This is a genomic window from Vibrio sp. Hal054 (genome assembly GCF_037162405.1).
GTDB lineage: Bacteria > Pseudomonadota > Gammaproteobacteria > Enterobacterales > Vibrionaceae > Vibrio > Vibrio diazotrophicus.
The window spans coordinates 1-25,414 of the sequence record NZ_JARLUT010000002.1; the positions used below are offsets into that span (position 1 = coordinate 1).

The 25,414-nt window shown below is 42.2% G+C and carries 25 protein-coding genes and 1 pseudogene; 20 read left to right on the plus strand and 6 right to left on the minus strand.

Going from position 1 to position 25,414, the window contains the following annotated elements:
- Positions 1-111: 111 nt before the first annotated feature.
- The 3 genes from ltrA to P4S58_RS15985 form a co-directional block, all read right to left on the minus strand.
- Complete coding sequence (gene ltrA / locus P4S58_RS15975; RefSeq protein ID WP_337163954.1) at positions 112-1,584, minus strand: group II intron reverse transcriptase/maturase; 1,473 nt, start codon at positions 1,582-1,584, stop codon at positions 112-114.
- 688 nt (positions 1,585-2,272) lie between these two features.
- Positions 2,273-3,523, minus strand: coding sequence for a tyrosine--tRNA ligase (tyrS, locus tag P4S58_RS15980; RefSeq protein WP_123014134.1), 1,251 nt, complete (start codon positions 3,521-3,523; stop codon positions 2,273-2,275).
- A 92-nt stretch (positions 3,524-3,615) separates the two neighbouring features.
- Entirely contained in the window at positions 3,616-4,416 is an 801-nt protein-coding gene (locus P4S58_RS15985) for a response regulator transcription factor (protein WP_337164607.1), read from the minus strand.
- Between the two features lie 553 nt (positions 4,417-4,969).
- On the opposite strand from P4S58_RS15985, the gene rnk reads away from it, so the two are divergent.
- The 5 genes from rnk to P4S58_RS16010 all read left to right on the plus strand — a co-directional run bounded on the left by rnk (position 4,970) and on the right by P4S58_RS16010 (position 8,100).
- The gene (gene rnk / locus P4S58_RS15990) at positions 4,970-5,383 is read left to right on the plus strand and encodes a nucleoside diphosphate kinase regulator (RefSeq protein WP_112404664.1); all 414 of its coding nucleotides are present in this window, start codon (positions 4,970-4,972) and stop codon (positions 5,381-5,383) included.
- A 107-nt stretch (positions 5,384-5,490) separates the two neighbouring features.
- A complete protein-coding gene (locus P4S58_RS15995; protein WP_241967549.1) occupies positions 5,491-5,697 on the plus strand; it encodes a hypothetical protein in 207 nt (68 codons plus the stop codon).
- A 259-nt stretch (positions 5,698-5,956) separates the two neighbouring features.
- Positions 5,957-6,322, plus strand: a complete 366-nt coding sequence (locus P4S58_RS16000) for a hypothetical protein (protein WP_123014136.1) — start codon at positions 5,957-5,959, stop codon at positions 6,320-6,322.
- Between the two features lie 139 nt (positions 6,323-6,461).
- Positions 6,462-7,013, plus strand: coding sequence for a sugar O-acetyltransferase (locus tag P4S58_RS16005; protein WP_123014137.1), 552 nt, complete (start codon positions 6,462-6,464; stop codon positions 7,011-7,013).
- Between the two features lie 364 nt (positions 7,014-7,377).
- Entirely contained in the window at positions 7,378-8,100 is a 723-nt protein-coding gene (locus tag P4S58_RS16010; RefSeq protein ID WP_337164613.1) for an NYN domain-containing protein, read from the plus strand.
- Between the two features lie 142 nt (positions 8,101-8,242).
- Here the strand turns inward: P4S58_RS16010 and P4S58_RS16015 are convergent, their stop codons facing one another.
- Positions 8,243-8,845 (minus strand): helix-turn-helix domain-containing protein, encoded by a 603-nt coding sequence (locus tag P4S58_RS16015; protein ID WP_337164614.1) that lies wholly within the window; start codon positions 8,843-8,845, stop codon positions 8,243-8,245.
- A gap of 45 nt (positions 8,846-8,890) precedes the next feature.
- Here P4S58_RS16015 and P4S58_RS16020 point away from each other — a divergent pair, with 45 nt between their 5' ends.
- The 8 genes from P4S58_RS16020 to secF all read left to right on the plus strand — a co-directional run bounded on the left by P4S58_RS16020 (position 8,891) and on the right by secF (position 15,597).
- On the plus strand, positions 8,891-9,595 hold the full coding sequence (locus tag P4S58_RS16020; protein ID WP_337164617.1) for a B3/B4 domain-containing protein: 705 nt from the start codon (positions 8,891-8,893) through the stop codon (positions 9,593-9,595).
- Between the two features lies 1 nt (position 9,596).
- Positions 9,597-10,223, plus strand: a complete 627-nt coding sequence (locus P4S58_RS16025) for a LysE/ArgO family amino acid transporter (protein ID WP_337164619.1) — start codon at positions 9,597-9,599, stop codon at positions 10,221-10,223.
- 58 nt (positions 10,224-10,281) lie between these two features.
- Positions 10,282-11,175 (plus strand): dihydrodipicolinate synthase family protein, encoded by an 894-nt coding sequence (locus tag P4S58_RS16030; RefSeq protein WP_140148935.1) that lies wholly within the window; start codon positions 10,282-10,284, stop codon positions 11,173-11,175.
- 58 nt (positions 11,176-11,233) lie between these two features.
- Positions 11,234-11,860 carry a LysE family translocator gene (locus P4S58_RS16035; RefSeq protein ID WP_337164623.1) on the plus strand — a complete coding sequence of 209 codons (627 nt, stop codon included), beginning with the start codon at positions 11,234-11,236 and terminating at the stop codon, positions 11,858-11,860.
- A gap of 95 nt (positions 11,861-11,955) precedes the next feature.
- Entirely contained in the window at positions 11,956-12,207 is a 252-nt protein-coding gene (locus P4S58_RS16040) for a mechanosensitive ion channel domain-containing protein (RefSeq protein ID WP_267134692.1), read from the plus strand.
- Between the two features lie 65 nt (positions 12,208-12,272).
- Positions 12,273-12,743, plus strand: coding sequence for a hypothetical protein (locus P4S58_RS16045; protein WP_102968796.1), 471 nt, complete (start codon positions 12,273-12,275; stop codon positions 12,741-12,743).
- Between the two features lie 129 nt (positions 12,744-12,872).
- The gene (secD, locus tag P4S58_RS16050) at positions 12,873-14,708 is read left to right on the plus strand and encodes a protein translocase subunit SecD (protein ID WP_337164634.1); all 1,836 of its coding nucleotides are present in this window, start codon (positions 12,873-12,875) and stop codon (positions 14,706-14,708) included.
- Position 14,709: 1 nt separating this feature from the next.
- A complete protein-coding gene (gene secF / locus P4S58_RS16055) occupies positions 14,710-15,597 on the plus strand; it encodes a protein translocase subunit SecF (RefSeq protein ID WP_102968794.1) in 888 nt (295 codons plus the stop codon).
- Between the two features lie 342 nt (positions 15,598-15,939).
- Here secF and P4S58_RS16060 read toward each other — a convergent pair whose 3' ends face one another.
- Positions 15,940-16,776, minus strand: a complete 837-nt coding sequence (locus P4S58_RS16060; RefSeq protein WP_110096922.1) for a DeoR family transcriptional regulator — start codon at positions 16,774-16,776, stop codon at positions 15,940-15,942.
- A 43-nt stretch (positions 16,777-16,819) separates the two neighbouring features.
- On the minus strand, positions 16,820-17,479 hold the full coding sequence (gene deoC / locus P4S58_RS16065) for a deoxyribose-phosphate aldolase (RefSeq protein WP_337164639.1): 660 nt from the start codon (positions 17,477-17,479) through the stop codon (positions 16,820-16,822).
- A 217-nt stretch (positions 17,480-17,696) separates the two neighbouring features.
- On the opposite strand from deoC, the gene rbsK reads away from it, so the two are divergent.
- The 7 genes and pseudogenes from rbsK (at position 17,697) to P4S58_RS16100 (ending at position 25,389) form a co-directional block, all read left to right on the plus strand.
- Positions 17,697-18,626: a ribokinase gene (gene rbsK / locus P4S58_RS16070; RefSeq protein WP_011149441.1), complete on the plus strand. Its 930-nt coding sequence runs from the start codon at positions 17,697-17,699 to the stop codon at positions 18,624-18,626.
- Positions 18,627-18,709: 83 nt separating this feature from the next.
- Complete coding sequence (gene fucP, locus P4S58_RS16075; protein ID WP_337164643.1) at positions 18,710-20,038, plus strand: L-fucose:H+ symporter permease; 1,329 nt, start codon at positions 18,710-18,712, stop codon at positions 20,036-20,038.
- Between the two features lie 50 nt (positions 20,039-20,088).
- Complete coding sequence (locus P4S58_RS16080; protein ID WP_332189006.1) at positions 20,089-21,105, plus strand: aldose 1-epimerase family protein; 1,017 nt, start codon at positions 20,089-20,091, stop codon at positions 21,103-21,105.
- A gap of 111 nt (positions 21,106-21,216) precedes the next feature.
- A pseudogene (locus P4S58_RS16085) lies at positions 21,217-21,646 on the plus strand (type I restriction enzyme endonuclease domain-containing protein); the annotation flags it as partial.
- A gap of 262 nt (positions 21,647-21,908) precedes the next feature.
- Positions 21,909-22,736 (plus strand): hypothetical protein, encoded by an 828-nt coding sequence (locus P4S58_RS16090; protein ID WP_337164646.1) that lies wholly within the window; start codon positions 21,909-21,911, stop codon positions 22,734-22,736.
- 242 nt (positions 22,737-22,978) lie between these two features.
- Entirely contained in the window at positions 22,979-23,479 is a 501-nt protein-coding gene (locus P4S58_RS16095; RefSeq protein WP_337164648.1) for a hypothetical protein, read from the plus strand.
- Between the two features lie 695 nt (positions 23,480-24,174).
- On the plus strand, positions 24,175-25,389 hold the full coding sequence (locus P4S58_RS16100; RefSeq protein ID WP_337164650.1) for an MFS transporter: 1,215 nt from the start codon (positions 24,175-24,177) through the stop codon (positions 25,387-25,389).
- Positions 25,390-25,414 lie beyond the last annotated feature (25 nt).

A 25,414-nucleotide genomic window follows, 5' to 3' on the forward strand; every position in this document is an offset into this window, starting at 1 on the left:
GTCGAGTAGACGACACCTGTTACCAAGTGTCGTCCCTCTAAGAACCCAGCGTGCAACTTTCACCGCACTAGGCTCAAGCCTTCACGAAGGCACCGATTGGCACCCAGCAACTTACAAAGCAGCGAGAGCAGGCTCATACCAAGAGTTACGGCATTGCCTCTTTGACTTTCTCTTTGCCAAGTATTCTTGGTATTGAGGGTCAAAAGGCGTTGCGGCACTCCTAATTTTTACATGTCTCTCTATTGGCACCTTGGCGATTTGAAACAGATTGAACTGACAATCCATATTCATGAGCTTCTGCCAACCGTGAAATTGCCATTGACCTTGACGGTTGATGAAGTATTTAAGGGCGATCCAAGTTCTAGACTTAGTCGGATGACGCCTTTTAGCCCAGTGCCATAACGCGTGAAATAGCTTGTGACCTACATATCCGAATATCTGTTTAGCAACACAGTGTCGATAGTAATTCGACCAGCCCCTGAGTTTCGGATTTATCAACTTGATTAAATCGTTAACGGGGATGGTTGCGTGCTTTTTGATTAGTTCACGCAAGTTACTCAAGAGCATCAGAGTGTTGGATTTGCTCGGTTTAATGAGCAGTTTTCCTTTGAACTTCCTATGATTGAAACCTAGGAAGTCAAAACCACGGCTGATGTGGGTAATGTGCGTTTTCTCTTCGGAGAGTGTTAAGCCTCTTTCCGCTAAGAACTCAGCAATCAACGGTTTGATATCGTTCTCCAGCACCTCCTTTGAAGCACAGGTGACGACGAAATCATCGGCGTATCCAATAAAGTTGGCTCTCACCCCCTTTTTGAGGGCGGTAGATTTTATGCGTTGTTCCAGACCAGCAAGAGTCATCAACATCAGAGTTGGAGATATAATTCCGCCCTGCGGTGTGCCCTCGACGGTATGGTAGAACAATCCTTTATCTATATAGCCAGATTTCAGCCATTGTCCCAGCATCCGTTTGTCTGCTGGTATGTTTTCGATTAGCCATTGATGTCCAATTTTATCGAAACAGGCTTTAATATCTCCCTCGAGTATCCATTGCGCGGATTTCTTTTGACTTAAACAGATGAAACACTGTTGAATCGCATCAGCAGTGCTTCGATTAGGTCGGAAGCCATAGCTATTGGGATCGGCAACGGTCTCCGATATTGGCTCTAGTGCAAGAAGATGAAGCGCTTGCTGCGCTCTGTCTATCATACAGGGGATACCAAGTGGTCTGAGCTTGCCGTTTTTCTTGGGGATGTAGATACGCTTGAGCGGTTTGGCTTGATAAGCTTTTCTGCTCAATTGATTGACAGCTTTCATGCGGCGCGTATCTGTATTCCAGATAACGCCGTCAATTCCTGGCGTTTTACTGCCTTTGTTTTGTGATACCCGCTTAACAGCAAGAAGCTTTGCTGAACGCGAGTGAGTCAGTATCCATTGCAATGCTTTAGCTTTGCCTTGTTTACCTTCTCGTGTTGCCTTTGCAATACGCATCTGAAGCTTTAATACATGGGATTCTACGACTTTCCAATTTATGGATTGCCATTGAGCACTGTCAGGAGATGCACTAATCTCTTTTGAAATCATCATTTGCTTATCTCCTTGAATAAAGTTCTTCAAATTCTCTTGCAACGGAAGACCAGTCGGAAGTCAGCTCACTTTCGTGATCAGATAGGAATCTGTATCTGCATCGTTACAATGCAGCTTTCGCTTTTTCCAACATCCTCTACCTGCATCACTATCGGCCACAGAGGCTTTCCCAAAGGGAGCGATACAGGCTTACCGTGTTCCGTATGTCGCGCAATGTCAGGGTAGATGCCTGCTATGGAGCGGAGAGCTTAACGATCACGAAAGAGCATGGGGCAATCTCTTTCCAACTCTCGCGCCTTTTGGCTACAGCGTGTTAACCACTTCCGCTGCTTGCAAGGATAACGCCCCTTACGCAGATTCACATATGTTCATCATACTGACTACCTAGCACTCACCCGATTCGTGGTTATCAGGAGAGCCGTCCCCTCACGGTTTCGACCCCGAACGGGATCACCCCATTCTTCGTTACATTGTCAGAGCCGCTACTTTATTCAGGCTCCTAGGTTCATCTGGTGATACAGATGGTTCACTCGTTAAGCGGTGAACAGCGCTTCATACGACTTCACGTCGCACGCCCCATTCCTTTTCAGGAACCGTCTAATAATTTTTACTAAGTGAAACACTGCAATACTTAAAGTAATGCGTTCAACCCTTCCACGAATGAGCTGAGGCGCATTACATTTTTACTTTATTTGCGTTTGATTAAGCAAAAGTGCTTCTTTCCGCGCTGAATTAACCAGTATTTATCAAACAGTGGAAATCCGAGTTGGGAGTTGTCAGGTGTTATTTTTTCTCCATTTACACTAATCGCATTGCCTTCGATCAGCTCTCTGGCGATACGTTTTGATTTAGCTAACCCTGACTCGAGCAACAATTCGACGACGTCTTGCAGAGTGCTTTCAATGCTTGGAAGACCATCTAGCTCTAATTGTTGGAGTTCACTATAACTCAGCTTCTCGACACCACCTGTGAATAATGCCTGTGTTATACGCTCGGCACTACGTAACCCTGATTCTCCGTGAACAAAACGAGTCATATTTTGCGCCAAAATCTTTTGTGCCTCAGGTTTGCCGTTATTTGACTTGTCCTGCAACTCTATCTGATCAATTTCTTCACAGGTTAAGAATGTGTAGTACCGAAGAAGGTTGTAGACATCTGTATCCTCAGTTGACAACCAGAACTGGTAAAACATATATGGCGATGTTTTTTGTGGATCAAGCCAAACGGCTCCTCCTTCTGTTTTGCCAAATTTAGTACCGTCAGATTTAGTTATCAAAGGTAACGTCAAACCAAACACTTGTTCACCATTCTGGCGACGTGTTAAATCAATACCGCTGACGATATTTCCCCATTGGTCATTACCACCAATTTGTAAACTACAACCATAATTTCTATTAAGTTCAGCAAAATCAAAAGATTGGAGTAAACAGTAACTAAACTCTGTAAATGAAATACCTTGATCGGGTCTTTGCAACCGTTGTTTTACTGACTCGCGGCTGATCATATTGTTGACAGAAAAATGCTTACCGACATCACGGAAAAAATCGATGACATGAATGTCTTTTATCCAGTCTGCGTTATTGACTATCGTCATTGGCTTGCTTAAATGAGGTGCTAATAACCGCTCAATTTGAGTAGTAAGATCTTTGACCCAAATGGCTACCGTTTCTTCAGTATTTAAACTGCGCTCTAAAGCTTTGAAGCTAGGGTCGCCAATCATACCCGTTGCACCACCAATAAGCGCTAATGCTTGATGTCCAGCATCTTGAAAACGCTTGAGCATAATTAGAGGAACTAAGTGTCCAATATGAAGGCTGCCTGCGGTAGGATCGAAACCGCAGTAAACTGTTTGTGGCTGGCTAAGTTGTTGCTGTATTTGTTCTAAATCACTGGCTTGAGCAATTAATCCGCGCGTCTGTAGTTCCTGAATGAATGTCATCTATAACGTCTTTTCTGTCATGAATAATGTGATGTACAGATTACGAATAGAACCTTTTGCGCGATATATCCCTAAAGGGATAGTTGGTTCATTTAGTGGGTAATAATATGGTTGAGGAAGATTTGAAAAAGCTCACTGAGTGATGACACCTTTAATTGAGCATAGATACGCTTTCGGTGATTTTTTACCGTTCCTTCTGTAATGCCCAAATGTTTTGCTATTTCTTTGGTATCAAGTCCTTGCAATATTAAACGTACGATTTGTTTCTCTCTAGTTGAAAGAAAATCTTTGCCAAAAGAGTGCAGACCATCCTCTATGAACTTTCGTTTTTTTACTGAGTAGGATTCAGGAGAAAAGACAGGTTCCGCAAGAAGGAATTCAGTTTGCTTCCAGTGTTGTTGACATAAGGATTGAATGACGGAGAAGTATGAATTTAACATCTCAATATCTGATAGCGAAAATGGATTACTTGTATGGGTGCAACCCAAATAGATAACGACCCAGCGAGTTGCTTCGACTTTTATGAGAATACTTAACTCATCCTTCCAGCCAGTTTGCAGGTAAAATTGATTACAGTATGTTTGATAATCCATATCCCGTTTGGCTACGTCTTTTAATGAAAAAACGCCTTGCTGTTCATCAGTAGTTAGCATTTTGTAGAATGGGTCATCTTGAAATGCAGAAGTGAGGTAACGGTCAAAAAGTAGTTCTCGATTATTTTCAATCGAATCATAAAGATAAATGGGATGTTTATCTGTACGCAGACCGAGAATTACTGCGCAGTCATAATTCACTAGAGAAGCGATGAAAGCCATTAGATTAGGCGTAAAATTCGTTGATTTCAGAGAAGAAATAGAGTCAGCGAGTAGATTATTAAATTGCGATTTAGGCATAGCGTATAAGACTAACAATATAGGTCTAAAGCATAACGTAATTACTTAAGTTGCTCAAAGATGATCTTTGCTAACAAACTCTTGCCCCCAAAACTTGTTAGCACACGTTTGTTCGTTCTGGACTTTACGAAAGAGTTACCCTACAAAATCTCATCTATTAGCCCTCCACTTTAGTGCTTCTCTATAACAGCCGAATCCTGGTTAGATATACAGTCATATCGTATTACGCTAGTTTTTGAGGGTTTTGAGAACAACATTCGTGCGCGTTTTTCCAAAAAATAAAATTGAAAGTCATTTTAAATCAATTGGATAAAATATATTGAGCTTAGTTAATCGGTTTGGAAAACGCGCATGCGCGTTTTTCCGGATAGTGTATTTGTAAGAAATCTGATAACTTCTTTACATACAGATAGTTAACTGTGCGCGTTTTTACTGGTCTAACGTGATAAACGCGCATGCGCACGAATAAAATGTTAGGCGCATGAGACATCAAATCAACTATCATACTTCGTTAATAAATTGACAAGTAAATCTAATTTTTTGTGAGAAACCAATGAAAAAGAAGCCCGAAATTATTTTGTCTTCACTAGACGCTGATAGATTGTATGCTCTTCTTGAGTCATTACCGAAAAACAGTGTGCCAGGCATTGAAGAGTTAGAGCAGGAGCTAAATCGAGCGGAGATCGTAGAGCCAACGAAAATGCCTCAGGATATCGTTACTATGAACTCAATAGTTCGATTTTTCGTTGAATCAACGAAGCAAGAATTTGAATTGACATTGGTATATCCAAAAGATATGGATTCAAATGGAAAAAATATTTCTATTCTTGCCCCGGTTGGGAGTGCAATGCTCGGCCTTGCTATTGGTGATGAAATCGAGTGGCCCAAGCCTGGCGGGGGTACTCTGAAAGTTAGAATTACAGAAATTCTCTATCAACCAGAGAGATCTGGCGATTATCAACGATAATGTGAAAGCGCCTAACAAGGCGCTGCACTCGGACAAATTTACGCTACGCTTCATTTTTCCGGTGAGCGTGGCATTATATGCTTCCGTCAGTAGAAGGAATAGAGCTTATGTCACTTTATGAGAAACGAAATAGCAATGCGCAGCAAGAAGATGCAATGTTAGTTGCTTCGGATTCTTGGTTTACAGTTAAATTTGCCCAAGAAGCAGCAAAGTCTTGGAAGCGTATTATCTTACTCTTCGTTGTTGCCATCCTATGTTTGTTTGCACCAGCATTGGGCCTTATTGTATCTGCTATCAATGCTTTCTTTTCATAAATACATAGGGAATCACCTGAAAGGTCGGCGGGTAAGTGCTATTTAAAGAAGTTGTGTTTTCATATTTGAATACGCATATAACAATAAATTTAAGCAGATTCGTAACGCTCGGCATTTTTGCTTTGAATCAGCTTCAGTGTTTACGGCACAATGGTTTAGGTTAGTGGTAGCGTTACTCACTACTTAATTTGGCGTTATGCCTCACAACATCATGCGTCGCACCCTACTCGTCCTGACCATTGCAGCCTGCGCTGGATGTATGAACTACTCGGACAAGATCTCGGAGCAATTCGAGGCCTCCGGCAACAAGCGAATCGACCTGAAGGCCGCCGTTCCAACTGACTGGGACAGAGTTTGCGTCGTTGGCCCGTACCAAGATGACGCATTTGTTGAAAAGACACTCGGCTTTGCTTGGCCAGCCGAACGTAAAACCAGCATCGAGGACAACGATGGCATCTCGCTTCTATTGTTCGCAAAGGGCCAATCGGTGGTGGCGCACGTTGAGTACCCGCGCAACCATGGCGACTTCACTGAGCTAGAGGGCCAGTGCTTCAATCCGCAAAAGGCAAGGTTCAGAAACTTCCCAAGTGGCCCGGACAACTGGCCGCGCCTTGTTCCGGAGTGAGGCATAACAATTCGTTCAAGCCGAGCCCGCTTCGCGGTCTCGGCGCTGGCGCTATGATTGAACCATCGCCGGTCCCGCTCAGCGGGCCGGCTTAACTCCGGCGTTATGAGCAGCATTAAAATTTAGGACTGAGTTGTATATGAGAGAAAGAGAAAAAATGCTCTCTGGCGAGTATTACGATCCGAGTGACGCTGAGCTCGTCAAGTTGCGTCTTGAGGCTCGTTTACTCACAGAGAAGCTAAATCAAACAAGTGTAAGTTGCCCAGAGAAAAGAGTAGGGATAATCAAATCCTTGTTGGGCTCTACAGGAAATAGCATTCACATTGAATCTACCTTCAACTGCGATTACGGGCTGAATATACACGTTGGTGAGAATTTCTATGCCAATTTTGGCTGTGTCATTTTGGACGTAGCGGAAGTTCGCATTGGCGATAACTGTTTTATAGCACCACAGGTTGGAATTTATACGGCAACTCATCCAATCGATCCGATTCAGAGAAACAGTGGGTTAGAGTTTGGAAAGCCAATCAGAATAGGTAACAACTGTTGGATTGGAGGTCATGCAACGATCAACCCAGGAGTGACGTTAGGTGACAACGTTGTTGTTGCCTCGGGAGCCGTTGTAACAAAGAGTTTTGGTAGTAATGTTGTCATTGGTGGCAATCCAGCACGAGTGTTAAAAGAAATCTAGCAACCTTTAGCTCGCTGCTCATAACAAACGCCTCAAGAGGGACTGTCAACGCGCGCCGTTTCCAGTCCCATTGAGCTACAGTGGTTATGGTTGTTGTGTTTGAGTTTAGTGTTATGCGTTGCCAGCCCCTTAGGCGGGCGTTAACTTAGCCATACAAATATTAATCTTAAACTCACTTTGTAGAGTTAAAATCCTAACTCAGAATTGTCCATAGGTGTGCTAGCGCCGATCACGGCAAACACACCTTTGCCCCTTTTCGGTTTAGGGTGTCGCTCGTAACATTTCTGATATCACCTATTTGAACTAGTTTAACTAATACCTATATAGTGCAACTGACTACATAAAAAATGTTCAGGAACGCATTATGGGCTACAAGAAAATAGCGGTACTAATTGATTCTGAAAATACACCCCATTCGAAACTGAACTTGATCATTGAAGAGCTATCTAGTTTTGGGCAAATAATAGTTAAACGTGCGTATGGTGATTTTTCTGCTGAACAATTGAAAAATTGGAAACAGCCTTTAAATGAATTGGCTATCCAAGCTAAACAACAGTTCGCGTACACTTCTGGTAAAAACTCGACCGACTCGTTAATGATTATTGATGCAATGGATCTCCTATATAGCCAAAGATTTGATGCCTTTGCTTTGATTTCCAGTGATAGTGACTTTACAAGTCTTGCAACAAGATTGAGAGAATCGGAGATTCACGTTATTGGAGTTGGCAAAGCGATGACACCCACTTCATTTAAAAATGCTTGTGACGACTTTGTTGCGATTGAGAACTTAAATGCTGATGTTGAGCTTGAGGAAGTACAACAGAATCCGAATCAAAACGCAGAGCGTGAACTTTGGCGATTAATGCACCAAGCTTGGCAAACCTATAGAGACGAAACTGGTTGGGTTAAGCTAGGCGAGGTCGGCAAATATTTAAAAAGATTGAAGCCAGATTTCGATCCCCGTAATTACGGGTTAAAAAAATTGTCTGACTTTTTTGATAAATATCCAACACGGTATAGAACCCGTAACACTAAGAGTTCGGGTATGGAATTTCAGTTAATTCCCAAGACCAGCAAACAAAAATGACATACTATATCGACAGACTTTCAAGTAATTTTGGTGACTCATTTTTGCCCCATTGTTACTTGGGGCTAGTACTAATCCAGTTATTACCAGTATGACTTTGCCTTAATAAATCTTATTCGAATTCACCTCCAAACTGGTGAATTTATCGATGTAACTCTGCAACACTCATCGTGAAAACTAAATCCGAATCAGCTTGGTTTGAGTAGCTGTGAGGGACATCCGTTTTAGCTATAGCGGACTGACCTTCAAGCAGTTCTATGGTTTGCCCATCAATATTCAAAGTAAGTATTCCAGACTCAACATGAAAAAGTTCAAACGTACCTTGTGGATGACCTGATGATTCAAAAATTTCTGATGACTTCATATCCCAGCGCCATAGTTCAATCATATCGGGACCGCTAGTTCCTGCCAGCAGCTTTGCGCTACCACCGTACTCGCCAGTCCAAAGCGTTGGAATGTCCTCTTTATCAATGACGTTGACGGTTGGATTACTCGCAACATTCACAATATCGGCAACCGAAATCCCAAGGGCAGCAGACAGTTTACACAACGTCGAAATACTAGGGTTAGCCGCACCTTTCTCTACTTCGACTAACATACCTTTACTGATGCCTGCTCTTTTTGACAAGGCATCCAGTGACAGCTTGAGATGTTTTCTATGTTCCTTGATCCTTGCTGCTACAGCCTGATTTATGAAATCAGCATCAGTACCACTGTCGGTCGATATATTGACTTTTTTGGTCATTGTAATGTATCTTGCACGAAAATGAATCACTGAAGGAATTATCTAATGGTTGTTATAGTGCCGTCAATCGATGCTCGCATTTCCCATATTGCACCAGAGTTCAAAGCATTGAGCATATCCGTTAAAGGAACGGAAGTTCAAAACCCAGAGTACGCAAAACAGGTTCTGCAAGAGGCGTGTACTTCCGTCATTGAGAATGACCATTCATGGGCAGAATCACACATCAATGCGTGGGGCGATGTTTTTCGTCAATTTGGCGCTAAACCAAATAGAACTCCTTGCTCGGCTGCGGCACTGCGAAAACGAGTATTGAAAGATGGGGGAATGCAGAGCATTGACCCTATTGTCGATATTTATAATGCCATCAGTATTCGATACGCCATACCCGTTGGTGGTGAAGATATGGACAGTTATCAAGGAACGCCAACACTCACTATCGCAGATGGCTCTGAATCCTTTGACACCATGAAAAATGGTGAGGCTTCAATTGAAACCCCTGATGTTGGGGAAGTAATTTGGCGCGATGAGGTAGGCGTTACTTGTCGTCGTTGGAACTGGAGGCAGGGTGTTAGAACTCGAATTGAACCCGACACACGTAACATGTGGTTTATTCTAGAAAGCTTGCCAGAAATGCCACTTGAAAGCTTGCGAGAAGCCGGGGACGAAATGATCAAACACTTGCAAGTGATCATGCCTGAGTCAGTGATAGAGCAATCGTTGGTGTTTGCTTCAAAATCCATTGAGGTTTGATGTGATAAATACTTTGTTAACGGGTGCCGTTGTTTCTGGAAGTTTGATTGTCGCAATCGGTAGCCAAAATGCGTTTCTATTAAAGTGCGGATTAAAAAAGCAATACGCGCTGTCTGTTGCCACTGTCTGTTTTCTTGGCGACATTCTATTGATCAGTACTGGTGTACTGGGTATAGGAACCTTGCTCTATAAGGCACCGTTATGGAAAGACATTTTGACTCTTGGTGGCGTAATATTTCTTTTCTGGTATGGCTACCAATCTGCAAAATCAGCCTGGACAGGTTCAAGTCACTTAGAATTGGAAAATTCGGACATTGCTCAGAGTTGGGTAAAGGTCGTATTGATGGCGATGGCTATTACTTTTTTAAATCCACATGTTTATCTGGATACGGTGGTGATCCTTGGTGGTGTGACTGCTCAAATGGAACCTGATGAAAAACTATGGTTTGTTATCGGAGCACTGGTTGCATCAGGGATATGGTTTTATGGCTTGGTGTATTTGGCTAACAAGTTGATCCCACTCTTTAGTAAGCCAAGAACATGGCGAATGTTAGATTCAGTGATTTCATGCATCATGTTTGGTATTGCATTAAAGCTGGCAACACCTCTGTTAAGCCAATTTATATAGAACGCCGTTATAACGCCATGTTTTTAATAAGTTAATTCTACTTTAGAAGGTAAATTTTATGTTTGTTGGGCTATCTGCATTTCCCTTAACACCAATGTACGATGATTCTGTTGATGAAAAAGCTTTTATAGGCCTTATTCAGCGCTTGGTTAATGCTGAGGTGGATTCTATTGGGGTATTGGGGTCGACTGGTAACTATGCGTACCTCACAAGAGAAGAACGAAAAAGAGTCGCGCAGATTGCGGTTCAACACGCAGAAAACATACCTGTCATGGTTGGTATTAGTGCTTTAAACCTAAGAGATGTACTCCTAAATGCCGAAAATGCTCAAGCGGCAGGAGCAAGTGCAGTGTTATTAGCGCCAATGTCATACCAGCAGTTGAAAGAAAATGAAGTGTATAAGTTGTATGAAGTTGTCACTTCTAATCTATCCGTTCCTCTGTGCGTCTATGATAATCCTGGCACGACACATTTTAATTTCAGTGATGAACTGCACGGGCGTATCGCTCAGTTACCCAATGTCAGGTCAATAAAAATCCCAGGTGTGCCGATGGAACCTCAAGCCGCTCTAGATCGAGTAAACCGCCTCCGTGCTTTAATTCCCGATCATGTATCCATAGGTATTAGTGGTGATGCTTGTGCTGCAACCGGATTGAACGCAGGATGTGACGTTTGGTATTCAGTCATTGGTGGCTTATACCCTGAAGTAGCTCAATCGTTTACAACAGCAGCACAGAAAGGAGATACACAAGAAACTTTGCGCCTGTCAAACCGCTTAGCTCCGATGTGGGAACTATTCCATCGTAATGGAGGAAGCCTTCGTGTTGTAGCTGCTGCGGCTGAGATTCAAAACTTAGTTAAGCCTCCCTGCTTGCCGTTGCCACTTAGAGCATTAGAAGGAAATGAAAGAAAAGAATTGGCACTATTGCTTAATAGTTTAGAATTATCATGATGTTAGGGTGTTTTTTTTGGGTTTGTAACTCACAAAGATATAGTTAAGGATGATTGCAATGGATGCTATTAATTACCCTCTAATCTTAGTGGCAGCATTAGCTGCTATAGCGAGTCCTGGGCCTGCGACATTAGCTATTGCTAGTGCATCTATGAGTCATGGTCGAATTTACGGCTTAGGCCTAGCCTGTGGCGTGCTCACTGGTTCGCTGTTTTGGTCTTGTAGTGCTGCGTTTGGTTTGGCTGCACTGCTCCGTTCAAATGTTTGGATATTTGAAGTCATACGGTATTGTGGTGCTGCCTATTTGATTTATTTGTCGTTGAAATCTTTACGTTCTGCAGTTGGAAAATCTACATTGACATTAGTTCAAAGTCATTCAACAACGCTGACCAATATTTATTTCAAAGGTCTACTTATTCACCTGACTAATCCCAAAGCCATATTGTCTTTCGCCTCTCTGTACTCCATCGGTGTTCCTGTAACTGCGCAGGTTTCTGATTTGGTGACAGTGATATTGTCGGTCGGAATGCTGAGTTCCAGTGTCTTTCTTGGTTACGCTGTTCTTTTCTCTAACCATAGAGCGAGAAATATCTATTTAAAATCGAAAGTCATGTTTGAATGTGCGTTTGCTGCTTTTTTTGGTTTTGCTGGCATGAAAATTTTGACGGGTGATATTGTTAAGTAGTTCTTTACCACCAAGATTGAGTTCTGAGCTAACCGATTTTTCCATACTAGAAGTTATCTATGACTTGCTAATTTAGTAAACTCACTGAAACAGAAATGTCCAATTCTGTGCTGCGGGTAAAATTTGTTCTCAAAGATCCTGAGCCAAAAGTGATTGTTCATATGCTGGCTGACAGCTCGGTTAATTTACAATTGCGGGCATGGGCACCAACGGACAAGTACTGGGATACTTATTGGGCAATTCAAGAGCAGATCAAATCAAGAATTGAAGAGGCTGGCTTATCCATACCGTTTCCACAGCGTGATCTCAATATAAAGTGGACTGACAAAATTCCGGTTAAGCGTTAAGACTCTAGGAGGGCATTTGCATTCAATACATTGAAAAAGATGTATTTGCCCCAATGATATAAAGTATGAAAACGAGCTTATTTTCTCTTATGCGAAATCTGACGATATTGCTATTTGTCGGTTTGTTAGTGTCTGTTTATTCTGGTGTTGTAGAGAATACAACCTGGAAGGCCTTCGCTCACACTCATACAGAGAGTGAAAGCAAGACTCAACAAGTCGAACAGTTCGATTTTCATATTTCTATTTCCGCAACGAATACCAATAAAGCTCAACATGATAGGTCATCGAATGATGGCTTATGGTATGCACCTGCCGTTAATCAGCGTTGCATCAGTATGTCGGGATCTTCGTTTGAAAATGACTATCCCGAATACATGCTTGCAACAGAAATCCTACTGCCAGATGTGCCTGAACTGTGTCATGGATATGCCGTTGCATTACCAGATTACCCTTGGACTCTATTCCATCCCGGGCGAGGTCGCCTAAACGGTTGGAAAGAGTCAAACTTGCAGTACCGCTTCATCCATCATATCTGACGTTTTTGTCTCAACGCTTTTAAGCAAACAACTCTGTATCGGGTATTCCTAGAATCACCTCATGCGTAGGTGAGGCTCGGCTACCTGCTGTTCGGCTATGCCGTAAGCTCAACGAGACAAAGAGCAAATATGTCAATCAATTCTATTTTTAATACGTCTACTAAGCGACGTACCTCAGCGTTGCCCAATCGCAACGCCAAATGGAAATACCTAGTATTAATCACTACTCTCATCATTATGGCGCTGAGCGCTATTCCTACTTGGTATGGTGAAGATGCGGCGATTCAAATACCGGTGTCTGCAGACTTAAATCTTGACGCTGAGTCGATTAATCGTGTGCTCATTCAAGAAAATGTACCGGTAAAAAAAATCAACTCGAACCAGCAAGCCACTCAGGTGGTTTTGGCTGACGCGAATCTGCAAGCGAAGGCAAAAGATATCCTCGCCAAGCATGCGTTACAGCCTGAAAAGCTGACTCTGTCATTAAGCCCTTCAGCTCCAGATTGGTTGCTCAACCTCGGGTTTGCGCCAATAAAGCTTGGATTGGATTTACGTGGTGGCGTTCAGTTTTTGTTAGATGTTGATTCGACTCCTGTGTATAGGCTGCAAGCCGAAGCGGCCGCCAACGCTCTACGAGATTTTGCTCGTACCGAAGGCATCAGAGGGCTACAACTCAGCTCTATCAACGAAGAACAGTTGCAACTTACTGTACCCACTGAGGCAAGACCGGCGCTGAGAACGTTTGTTGCCAGTCAATTGTCGCAATGGCAGATGGTTCGTGATGGACAAAAGTTAAAACTTCAGCTTGATGCAAAAGAAAAAAGCGACTTGCAAACCAGAACTGTGCAGCAAAACCTACAGATTATGAGGAGCCGTATTGAAGAGCTAGGGGTGACAGAAGCGTTAGTTCAACGAGAGGACGAAAATCGCATTCGTATTGAGTTACCGGGAGTACAAGATCCTGCGGTGGCGAAAGAGGTGATTGGCTCTACGGCAACGCTCGCCTTTTATGAAGTACTTCCAACTCGTGGTGCCAATACTCAGTTCATCAACAATGCGCAAGGGGAGCGTGTCGTGGTGGGCAAAACGCCCGTTTTGACCGGAACGCATATTCTCGATGCGAGATCCGGTGCCGGAGAGCTAGGGCAAGCCGAAGTGAATATCACCTTAGATAGTGAGGGTGGAAAGCAGATGACGACATTTTCCAAAACTCATATCGGTAAGCCGATGGCGACGGTATTCAGTGAATATGGTCGTACGCCTAACGGCACGCTGACTCAGAAAAATGAAGTGATTAGCGTCGCGACCATTCAATCTGTGTTGTCTGAGCGATTTAGGATCACGGGTGTTGGTACGCATCAACAGGCTCAGCAATTGGCTTTGTTGCTCCGTGCCGGATCGATGACGGCACCGGTGACTATTGTTGAAGAACGTACTATTGGTCCAAGTTTAGGTGCTGAAAACATTGAAAATGGATTTGCAGCGTTGGCGCTTGGCTTGGCGAGCACATTGTTATTTATGGCACTTTGGTATCGTCGTTTAGGTTGGATCGCGAACATCGCTTTGCTCGCCAATATGGTTCTGTTGTTTGGGTTAATAGCATTGATACCAGGAGCGGTTTTAACCTTACCCGGTATTGCAGGGTTAGTACTCACTGTCGGTATGGCGGTTGATACTAATGTCCTTATTTTTGAACGAATACGCGACAAACTCAAAGAGGGAAGAAGTTTTGCCAATGCTATAGACCGTGGGTTTGATAGTGCGGTTTCAACAATCTTTGATGCAAATATTACCACTATGATCACCGCTGTGGTGCTTTATGCCATCGGTAATGGTCCAATCAAAGGTTTCGCTTTAACGCTTGGGCTCGGTTTGCTAACCAGCATGTTCACCGGCATTTTTGCCTCTCGTGTCCTTGTTAATCTTGTTTATGGACGTAATTCATCGCGTGATGTGAGGGTTTAATATGGAAATCAAATTCACCAGTTTCTGGCGTTATACCTGTAGTGCTATCTCTATTTTGCTTATGGTGGTATCGATAGGTGTCATCGCCTTTAAAGGTCTGAATTGGGGGCAAGACTTCACCGGTGGAATTGTCAGTGAGATACGTCTTGATAAGCGTATTGAAGAGCCAGTTCTGAGAGCCACGCTTAAACAAAATTATGGTAGTGAAGTTTTCTTGATTGCGACAGGTGAGCCTCAGCGTTGGGTGCTACGTTATCCTGTTACGACGAAGGAGAATGTGAATCTATCTGAACTATCGGCACAGTTAGACACCAATGTTGAGACACTCAATACCAGTATTGTTGGACCACAAGTTGGCCAAGAGCTGGCAGAGCAAGGTGGCCTCGCGGTGCTTATCGCTATCCTATGCATTCTTGGCTATTTGTCGTTTCGTTTTGAATGGCGCTTAGCCAGTGGGGCACTGTTTGCTCTCGTTCACGATGTTGTGTTTGTGGTTGCCTTTTTTGCACTGACGCAAATGGAGTTCAACTTAACGGTACTTGCTGCTGTTTTGGCAATACTGGGGTATTCGTTGAATGACTCGATTATTATCGCTGACCGAATACGTGAGTTGTTAATTAGAAAACCGGATGTTCCTTTAGCCGAGGTCAACAATATGGCCGTAATGGCGACGTTCTCTCGTACTATGGTGACATCAGGTACCACGTTATTGACCGTTGCAGCGCTGTGGATTATGGGCGGAGAACCTCTGCAAGGATTTTCGATTGCTATGTTCATTGGTGTTCTGACCGGAACATTTTCTTCGATTGCAGTGGGAACATCGTTGCCAGAATGGTTGGGATTAACAAGTAAGCACTATCAATCACCATCTTTAGTTAAAGATATTTAATTAGAAGTGTTTTGATATGAGAAATAGGGTAGTGATGCGATCGCTGCCCTATTTCCGAGTTGTCATCATATAAGTCAAACCAGTAGCTTGCGTTTTGTAGATAACATATATCTGAAGCTTGATGTGATGTGGGAGAGAGAACGGGCATTAGACCAACCGCTCTCTTAGCAAGTCTTTGCCCCATTATCATTTACGGCTAAAATATTCGCGGCCACGAACTACTGAAATCTGCCCAAATACAGCTCATGTAACGATATTAAGATTTATGCAATAATAGTGAGTTTCTATGTTTGCAAAGTCGCTTCGGGACAAAACCGCCTCCACTCTTTATCACCAATTTAATCAACCGGTTGGGGTTAGAACTTGCAGTCGTGCTTCATTACAAGCCGCTTCGAGCTTATGAGGTAAGGCATCATCAGATATCAAATAGTGGAAATTTAGCAAGTTACCGATTTTGTATGTGGCGGTTTGATTGATAGTTTTCTTTTCTACTATCAGATACTTTTTCATGCTCCTTTCCATAACCAGATTCGCAATGTTTGCTACCAACATATCCGAAGCTGTCACGCCAAACCTATCGTGAACACCTGCGGACGAAATAAACACTTTCTGAAATATCATAGGTGTTAGCACATCATTAGAGGTGGAGACGAAGATATCATGTACAGCGTTATAATCGCCGCCTTGCAAGATAGCCTTACAGTTAGGTTTATTCTTTAATGCCAAAAAGACATTCATAGAAGCAGTAACACCTGTAAATTTCACATGATCGGGTATTGAACCAATAATGTCAGCGTTAAGTACTCCGTTATCGAAATACACTACATCATTCATCTCTATAAAGTCAGAAACGATAGCCGAGATATAGTTATTCACTTTGACTGGAGGGAAAACTGTTGTATTGCGCGCTTTCTGAGGTGGAGTCGCCTGAGAAGATACTTCCGAAGGCATCTGTTCAAGATCTTCCGTAACTTCATCATGAATGATTGGATCACCACGACGGATATATCCGCCGTAGTATTCAAGAGGAAAAGAATGAGCAGCATTGGAGCTTAAATCACGACGAACTGTCATTTCTGACACTTCTAAAAGGCGGGCGATTTCTTTCAAATGAATTTTGTCGCTGTGTTTTAGGCATGCTTCAATTCGTCGAAGTCTTTCTAACTGCTTTGTAACCATGTTTCTCCATTTTCGGCCTTTTACAGCCGAAGGCTTCTTACTCTTAGTAACCATTCGTCGTTGGAGCTTCACCCGTGACAATGCTCACACTCGCACTAGCGCCAACTCGAGACGCCCCAGCGTCAATCATTGCTTGTGCTGTTTCTTTGGTGCGAACGCCGCCAGATGCCTTTACTCCCATTTGTTTGCCAACAGTATCACGCATTAACTTAATATGCTCAACAGTTGCACCACCTGTTGAGAAACCTGTCGATGTTTTCACAAAATCAGCACCAGCACGCTTGCTAATGTTACACAATTTAACAATTTGTTCGTTAGTAAGTAGGCAGGTTTCGAAGATAACTTTAAGCAATTTCGGCCCACATGCTTCTTTTATAGCGACAATCTCTTTTTCAATAACATCCCACTTACCGTCTAAGACATCGCTGATGTTCACTACCATATCAATTTCATCAGCGCCTAAAGAGATTGCATTCTGAGTTTCAAACACTTTAACAGCAGTGGTGTTTGCCCCTAAAGGAAAACCGATAACTGTGCAGATCTTAACATTTGATGTGTTTAGGCGTTCGGCACAATGCTCAACAAAATCAGGATTGATACAAACAGAGAAGAACTTGTGTTCGTGGGCTTCATCACAGAGAGTGTTGATTTGTTTAGTTGTGGCGTTAGCCAATAATAATGTGTGGTCAATATAGTGATTCATGTTGTTACCTTATGCGTTAATCTTGGATATATAGTGTATGTTACTTTAATAACACTTATAAATTGTATTGTTATGATGTTAACTTAAAAATGTGATTCAGTGCTGTTTTTCTCACTATTTAATAGGCGATCACATCATTTAAGTGATCTCAATCTCAGTAAATACTCATTAAGATCGATTAATGTTAGTTTTATAACATCAATAAGGAAGGTTAACAATGAAAACAATTGCAGTTATCGGCTCAAATATGGTTGATCTCATTTCATACACAGACCGTATGCCAAAAGAAGGTGAAACATTAGAAGCTCCATCATTCAAAATGGGATGTGGTGGGAAAGGTGCTAACCAAGCCGTAGCCGCTGCGAAAATGGGAGCAGATGTTGTAATGGTAAGCAAAGTGGGTGACGACATGTTTGCCGACAATACGATTCGAAACTTTCAATCTTACGGCATCAACACTCAATATGTGAGCAAAGTACCTCAGACTTCAAGCGGTGTGGCACCAATATTTGTTAACTCCACATCTCAGAACTCAATTTTGATCATTAAAGGAGCTAACGAGTTTTTAAAACCAGATGACATTGATAAAGCAGAAAGTACCTTGGTGGAGTGCAGTTTGATTGTACTTCAGCTAGAAGTACCACTGGAAACTGTCTATGCCGCCATCGAATTTGGCAACAAGCATAGTATTCCGGTATTGCTAAATCCTGCACCTGCTGTACCTGAGCTTGATATTGAATATGCTTGTCGTTGTGATTTCTTCGTCCCTAACGAAACTGAACTAGAAATTCTAGTGAACAAGCCTGTTGAAACGGTTGAACAGATTAAAGAAGCAGCCACCATTCTTCTAAATAAAGGTTTGAACAATATCATCGTTACCATGGGTTCGAAAGGAGCGCTTTGGTTAAGCAAAGATGGTAAAGACGTATTCATTGAGCCAACCAAAGTAAATGCGGTGGATACCAGTGGTGCGGGGGATGCATTCATTGGCTGCTTCTCTCACTACTTTATGCAAACTGGTGATGTACAGAAGTCATTGGAAAAAGCTTCACTGTTTGCTGCATTTAGTGTGACGGAAAAAGGAACACAGTTCTCTTATCCGAGCATTGAACAATTCGAAGAGTTTGAAACAAAGCACTCTAAATAATACTAACGGTCTGAACTGACAATTAAAACTGGCTCATTATTTCTAATGAGCCACAGATAACTTGTTCTTTAAGGAACCCTACAATGATAAAAAATAATACCATCCAAGGCTCTGATGGCTATTTGGATAAAACACCAGTATTTCAATTCATACTATTATCTTGCCTTTTTCCTTTATGGGGATGTGCGGCTGCATTAAACGATATTCTAATTACTCAATTTAAATCTGTCTTTGAGTTATCTAACTTTGCAAGTGCCTTAGTGCAAAGTGCTTTTTATGGTGGTTATTTTCTAATTGCAATCCCTGCTTCTTTAGTTATTAAAAAGTCGTCGTATAAAATGGCTATTATGATTGGTTTGTCGCTTTATATCTTTGGTTGCGCTGCATTTTTCCCAGCTTCTCATATGGCAACTTATACTATGTTCCTAGCTGCGATTTTCGCTATTGCTGTGGGTTTGTCTTTTCTTGAAACAGCGGCGAATACATATTCTTCAATGTTGGGACCAAAATCCCATGCAACACTGCGTTTGAACATCAGCCAAACTTTCTATCCAATAGGTGCTATTGCGGGTATCTTGCTTGGTAAATACCTTATTTTCCAAGACGGTGCTAGCTTAGAATCACAAATGGCGACAATGTCTCCAGATCAGATTCATGCGTTCCGTCTGGAGATGCTAGAGCATACGCTGAAGCCTTATAAGTACATCATTTTCATTCTCATCGGTGTGTTAGCGTTGTTTATGTTCACTCAATACCCGAAATGTAAAGTGGCTCAACAAAGTGGTAAAAAAGCCCCTTCTATTGGTAAAACGCTTAAGTATTTATCGACTAATAATCGCTTCAAAAAAGGCATCATTGCACAGTTCTTATATGTAGGTATGCAGGTCGCGGTGTGGTCGTTCACGATACGTTTAGCATTAGAAATGTCTGATATCAACGAACGCGCAGCATCAAACTATATGGTGTACTCATTCGTGTGTTTCTTTATAGGTAAATTTATTGCCAACATCCTGATGACAAAATTTTCTGCTGAGAAAGTACTCATTGTTTATTCTTTGATTGGTATGGCGTTTCTTGCTTATGTATCTCTAGTTCACGATTTTAGCGCGGTATACGTAGCTGTTGGTGTGAGTGTTTTGTTCGGTCCTTGTTGGGCAACTATCTACGCTGGTACATTAGATACGGTAGATAACGAATATACGGAAACAGCGGGAGCTGTCATTGTTATGGCGATCGTAGGCGCAGCAGTGGTACCTGCTATTCAAGGTTTGGTGGCTGACGCTATTGGCATGCAGCTTTCTTTTTTGGTCAACTTTATTTGCTTTGGATACGTTGGTTATTATTTCTTAGGTGAAATGAAAAATAAGAACCAAAGCGAAAAACAGACTCAATTAGCAGAACAAACAAATTAATGTAGCAAAAAGCCACTTTATAAGTGGCTTTTCTGTTCCGGAGAAGATTTATGTATATCATTCCACTAAACAAAGCACAGTTTAATCAGCAAGAAACAATTTTAATTCAATCTGAGGATTTTAAAGTATCAGCGTTCAAATATAACTCTGGGGTCGAAGGGTTAAAAATAGAAAATGCGAAAGGTTATTTAACAATTCTGCCTTACATGGGGCAAATGATTTGGGATGCGAAATTTCTAGGTGAAGACATTTGTATGGAGAACATGTTTTCGGAGCCGAAACCAAGCAATGAGATTGTAGCCACATACGGATGTTTCGCTTTCCATTCTGGCATGATTAGAAATGGTTGTCCAAGTCCTGAAGATGACCACCCGCTGCACGGTGAAATGCCGTGTGCTAATATGGATAAAGCATGGTTAGAAGTCGATGAATATCAAATTACTCTAAAGGGTGAATATGAGTATGTAATGGGTTTTGGAGACCACTACTTAGCGACTCCGTCAGTTTCTATTGAGAAGGGGGCGTCTATGTTTGAGATTAAAATGAAAGTGCAAAACTTAGCTTCGGTCCCAATGCCACTACAGTATATGTGTCACATGAATACGGCATACTTCCCAGAGGCGAAGATGACGCAAAACATTCCGGATAGTGCGGTTAAGTTGCGTAAATCGATTCCCGGCCATGTTAAGCCAACACAACAATGGCTCGATTTTAACGACACACTCAAAGCGCAATCAGCACCCATTCATCAGCTTTCTGCACCAGACATGTATGACCCTGAAATCGTTTATTTTATGGATAACTTGTCTCAGCATACTGACAATGCTGAGTTTGAAATGACAATACCGAATGGCAAGACGTTAATTACTCGATTTGATACGACAGAATTCAACTATGCGACGCGTTGGATCTTGTACAACGGAGACCAAAAAGTCGGAGCCTATGTCCTGCCTGCAACTTGTCGACCAGAAGGTTACTTAGCCGCTGAGAAAAACGGTACGTTGATTCAATTGCAACCAAAGGAAGTGAGAGAGTTTACAGTGAAAACAGGCATTATTGAAAAATAAAACTTTGCGGTGTGATGTAAAAAACAGCCATTTGTTTGGCTGTTTTTTTAGTTTGAAAGCAATTTTGTAGACAAAAAAGTAAGAATCTATGAATCCACTTATTGGCATATAAACGATGTAGTTCACTCAGACTGCATCCTGACAACGCTGAACAAGTACCATAACCGCAGCATCGAAACCGCTCTGGTCATCGAAGAACTGATTCCAGTGAACAAAAGAGATGCATGAAGATAAAGAGCTATTTGATAAGCTTAATCTTTCAGTGTACGAGATAGTGTTCTACCGGGCCTTGGTTGAAAATGAGGCTTCAGTACATGAACTTGGCTATCATGCGTTGCGAAATCTAGCTATAGAGTTAACAGTTCAGCTTCGTAATTCAGCAACGCTTGACTGGCAGAAGCGTGACAGTGTCCGTGCTCGTATGCGTAACTTAGTCTGTCGACTGTTACGCCGCTGGACGTATCCGCCAGATGCCGCAGAGGAGGCTATCAAACTTGTACTTGAGCAAGCAGAGATTCTTGCTGACGCGTGGTACAAATAATGACAAAAGTAAGCTATCAACCTTGCCTTTTGAATATCTATGCATAACTTGTTTGATAGTCGGCCAGATGATTACATCTTTTGGTCAAAAAAAGTAATCTAATCAGAATTAATTAGAGTTTTATAACCAAGCAATAAATGTCTAATTCAATGACAGACGGTATGCGTGTCTGAAGGCCAATAAATAAAAATATTGAGACACGGTAACTCGTTTTACTAAGCGATATCTTAGTACGAAAATAAAGAAACTAAAGGTGCTTATCGTGACGAAATTACCTACAAACTCACCAACTGACTTTTGCGTAGCCTTTATAGAAAGGGAACTTGAAGATAACCGAGAGAAAAAAATTTTGATGAGTCGCTGGCCAATTATGCAACGGATGATTGATCAGGCATCAAATCTTGAAAGGGTGTTCAACGAGTTAATACATCGGTTTGGCTACGCTGACAAACTAGCAATCCATTATGAATCAGAGAGGCCAAATGCTGAAGCTGTTTGGTTAACATTGGAACATATCTGGATGAGCGAAGATTTTGCGAAGGAAGAGTTTATCCAAGCTAGAACCAATAGGCGTGAGCTACTCAAATTGCAAGAAGATATCTCGGAGCTTTCATGTCGTCTGGCCGGTATGTTAAGACGCCAGAGTGAATTGTATGAGTTATCTGGTTTTCGCCGTCATGATTATCAAACAGCAATCGATTCGTTGGTGCAAGGCGGAGAGCATAACTATCTTTTCGGAGCTTACGTTAAAAATGAGCTTGAAAGTCTGGCGTACCAATATGATCTTAAATACTGGCCTTCACGGGCTGATGTCGTAGAAGCCATTGGTGAGTTTGAAGAGCTTCAACCGATACCACGACATGTTGAAATCCCTGATGCGGTACTAGATGGAAGAGCGTCAGACCATAAAGATTTTGTTCTTGCGTTTGACGCCCAATTTGATGAACTAAATCAGCTACCTATCGGATTTAGATTCAGCAATCAAGCTATGGCAGACATTATCAATGTAGTTTTAGACTTTCCTGAAGATAAGCTCATCCTTGGTGATACTATTCGGACGATCAGGAATCGATATGTAGTGGTCAAATAAAACTGGCTACAGGTTTAGAGCTTTTCCATACTTTTGGTAATCTGAAATGCTTTCATTAGTGCAAAAGTCTTAACACGAAAATGTCCATGTTCGTTTCAGTCCCATTTCAATTTTGCTTTGATTTATGACTGTTTTCATTTGGCATTTATTTTGGTTAGTATTTCTGATACTAGAAATATGAATTAAGTTGGGTATTATTCTACTTGATTGGTGGATTGAAAAGTTGGGGTCAGGTCAGCATTATGGTCGATAAAAAGGTACACCTGCTTGGTCATGCATTGAATGAGCTTTTAGAGCGAGGGCTAGTAAACTTAAACGAGCTTGATGACACTAATGGCTCAATTGAGTGTGAACTACTGGGGAAAAGCTCTGTTATTAATTGGCATGGAATTGGACACGGTGAAATTCGGCTTTCCGTGTTGTGGGATTATGACAAGACAAAACACCCTCAGCATCTTGAAGGCGGATATAAAAATAAGAGTGTAAACCCTGATTCGAATCATGTTGAAAAGTACACAACCAGTACACCACTTGCAAAACCTGCCAAGTATAAAGAGTTTGTCGGGGTGGTATGTTCTACTTGGATAGAACGCAAAGAAGGTAAGTATCTTCAAACACGGGATGGGAAGGGCTCTGACAGCACATTTGATAATTACATCCGTCAATCAACTAGGCCTGAACTTCAAGATATCCCTAATTGCTCACCAAATGGATTTGAGTTAACTGGTCGCTTCCATATGTAGCGGCAGTAAACTCGGCTAGGTACGTCTGAGAGGCCGTTTCGACGATTGAATTTCCACCGACTTGATGGACATATTTATGGTAAGCGACCTACGATCTGATTCGTAGGGCTTTGCTTTGCCATACCTCAGTTAATCCGAGATTTTCTAATTTAGTAAATACCGTAACTTAGAAATGTCCATTTCCGAGTTACGATACCGGACATCAGTGTTGTGATCACCAAGCGATTTTGTCATATGTTAACTCGCTACTGAATTTGTCGGTGAAGTGAGGGGAGTTCAGGGCATTTTTCTGTAAGAAACTTTCTTACAAAAAATTTAACTCCCAAATCCAATCATCACAAAAATATCAACTTATGGTTGCATTGGACGATATCAATATATGGTTGTATTTTTTATAACTATCTGAATTATAATAAATCATAAACATCATTTTATGGTTGTATCAACAATTGCCAAACAACCATACATGGTAGTGATCCAACCGTATGTTGAAAACGCAATTACGATAACCTGAAAGTTAATCAATTGACTACCATTCTTTTACATAATTCCAACAAGAATGGTGTGATGGTTGAAAACTCATTATGGGATGTTTGTAGAGCACGGGAGTAGAGTATTGAATAAGCCTTTGAGCTTTGCTTCTGATCTAATATGCTCGTATAAGAAATAGAATTCATACAAGGAAAGTAAAGTTCATGTCTAACGATTCGTATTCGACAATCTCTGATCCCGCACTACTTGGTCCAGACGTCAGCCGTTCCAATTTATGGCGTTTAACACTGGCACAAGCGTTGGCAGGGGCGAATTCAGTGGTTGTATTTGCAACCGGAGCGATTGTCGGAAGTATGCTGGCGCCTTCTCCGTTGCTTGCCACACTGCCTATTTCTATTTTCGTTGTTGGTATGGCTGTGTGTGTCTTTCCTGCGGGAGAATTAGCAAGAAAGTACGGACGAAAAGCGGCGTTTATGGCGGGTTCGGTAGCAGGCGTGTTAACGGGGTTGTTAGCGATGGCTGCTATGTTCACGGGATTGTTCTGGTTGTTTTGTCTCTCGACCCTTCTAGGTGGCGCTTACGCCGCCGTTGTTCTCTCTTTTCGTTTTGCTGTAACGGACGGTTTACCGCCAGAGAAAAGACCTCAAGCACTTTCGCTAGTTATGGCTGGTGGTATTGTTGCAGGTGTTATCGGGCCTCAGCTAGTGACACAAACCATGTATCTGTGGCCAGAAAAAATGTTTGCTGCCACTTTCCTTGCACAGGCAGTAGTTGCTGTGATCTCAGGTGTGATCTTATATGGCGTTCAGTCTCCGGCTGTAAAAGAGCAGCATGGTGGAAGAAGACCATTATTGGAAATTGCACTTCAACCGCGCTTTATTTCTGCTGTGGTGTGTGGCGCAGCGTCATACATGATCATGAACTTTCTTATGACTGCAGCCCCGCTCGCCATGCATATGCACGGCCACAGCCATGAGTCGTCAAACTTAGGTATTCAATGGCATGTGATTGCCATGTATGCCCCGAGCTTTTTCACCGGCAAACTGATAGCGCGATTTGGCGCTGTGCGTATTTCCGCAATAGGCATTGTTTTGACGGGTGTTTCTGCGGCTGTTGGTTTGTTGGGCGTAGATGTAAACCATTTCTGGTGGTTACTCATTTTACTGGGCATTGGATGGAACTTCGGCTTTCTTGGCGCTTCTGCATTGGTGTTGGAATGTCATAAACCGGAAGAGAAAAATCGCGTTCAGTCGCTCAACGACTTTATTATTTTTGGCTTGATGGCAATAGGTTCTTTTTCATCAGGCGGGCTGTTAAGTGCTTACGGCTGGCAGATGGTGTTGTTGGTATCCTTTGTTCCTTTGATCTTGGCTGCTTTAGCTTTAGCAGCTGCGAAAGTTGGAAAATTGCGAGCTTAAATTCCCAACTGCTTTAGATACAAAT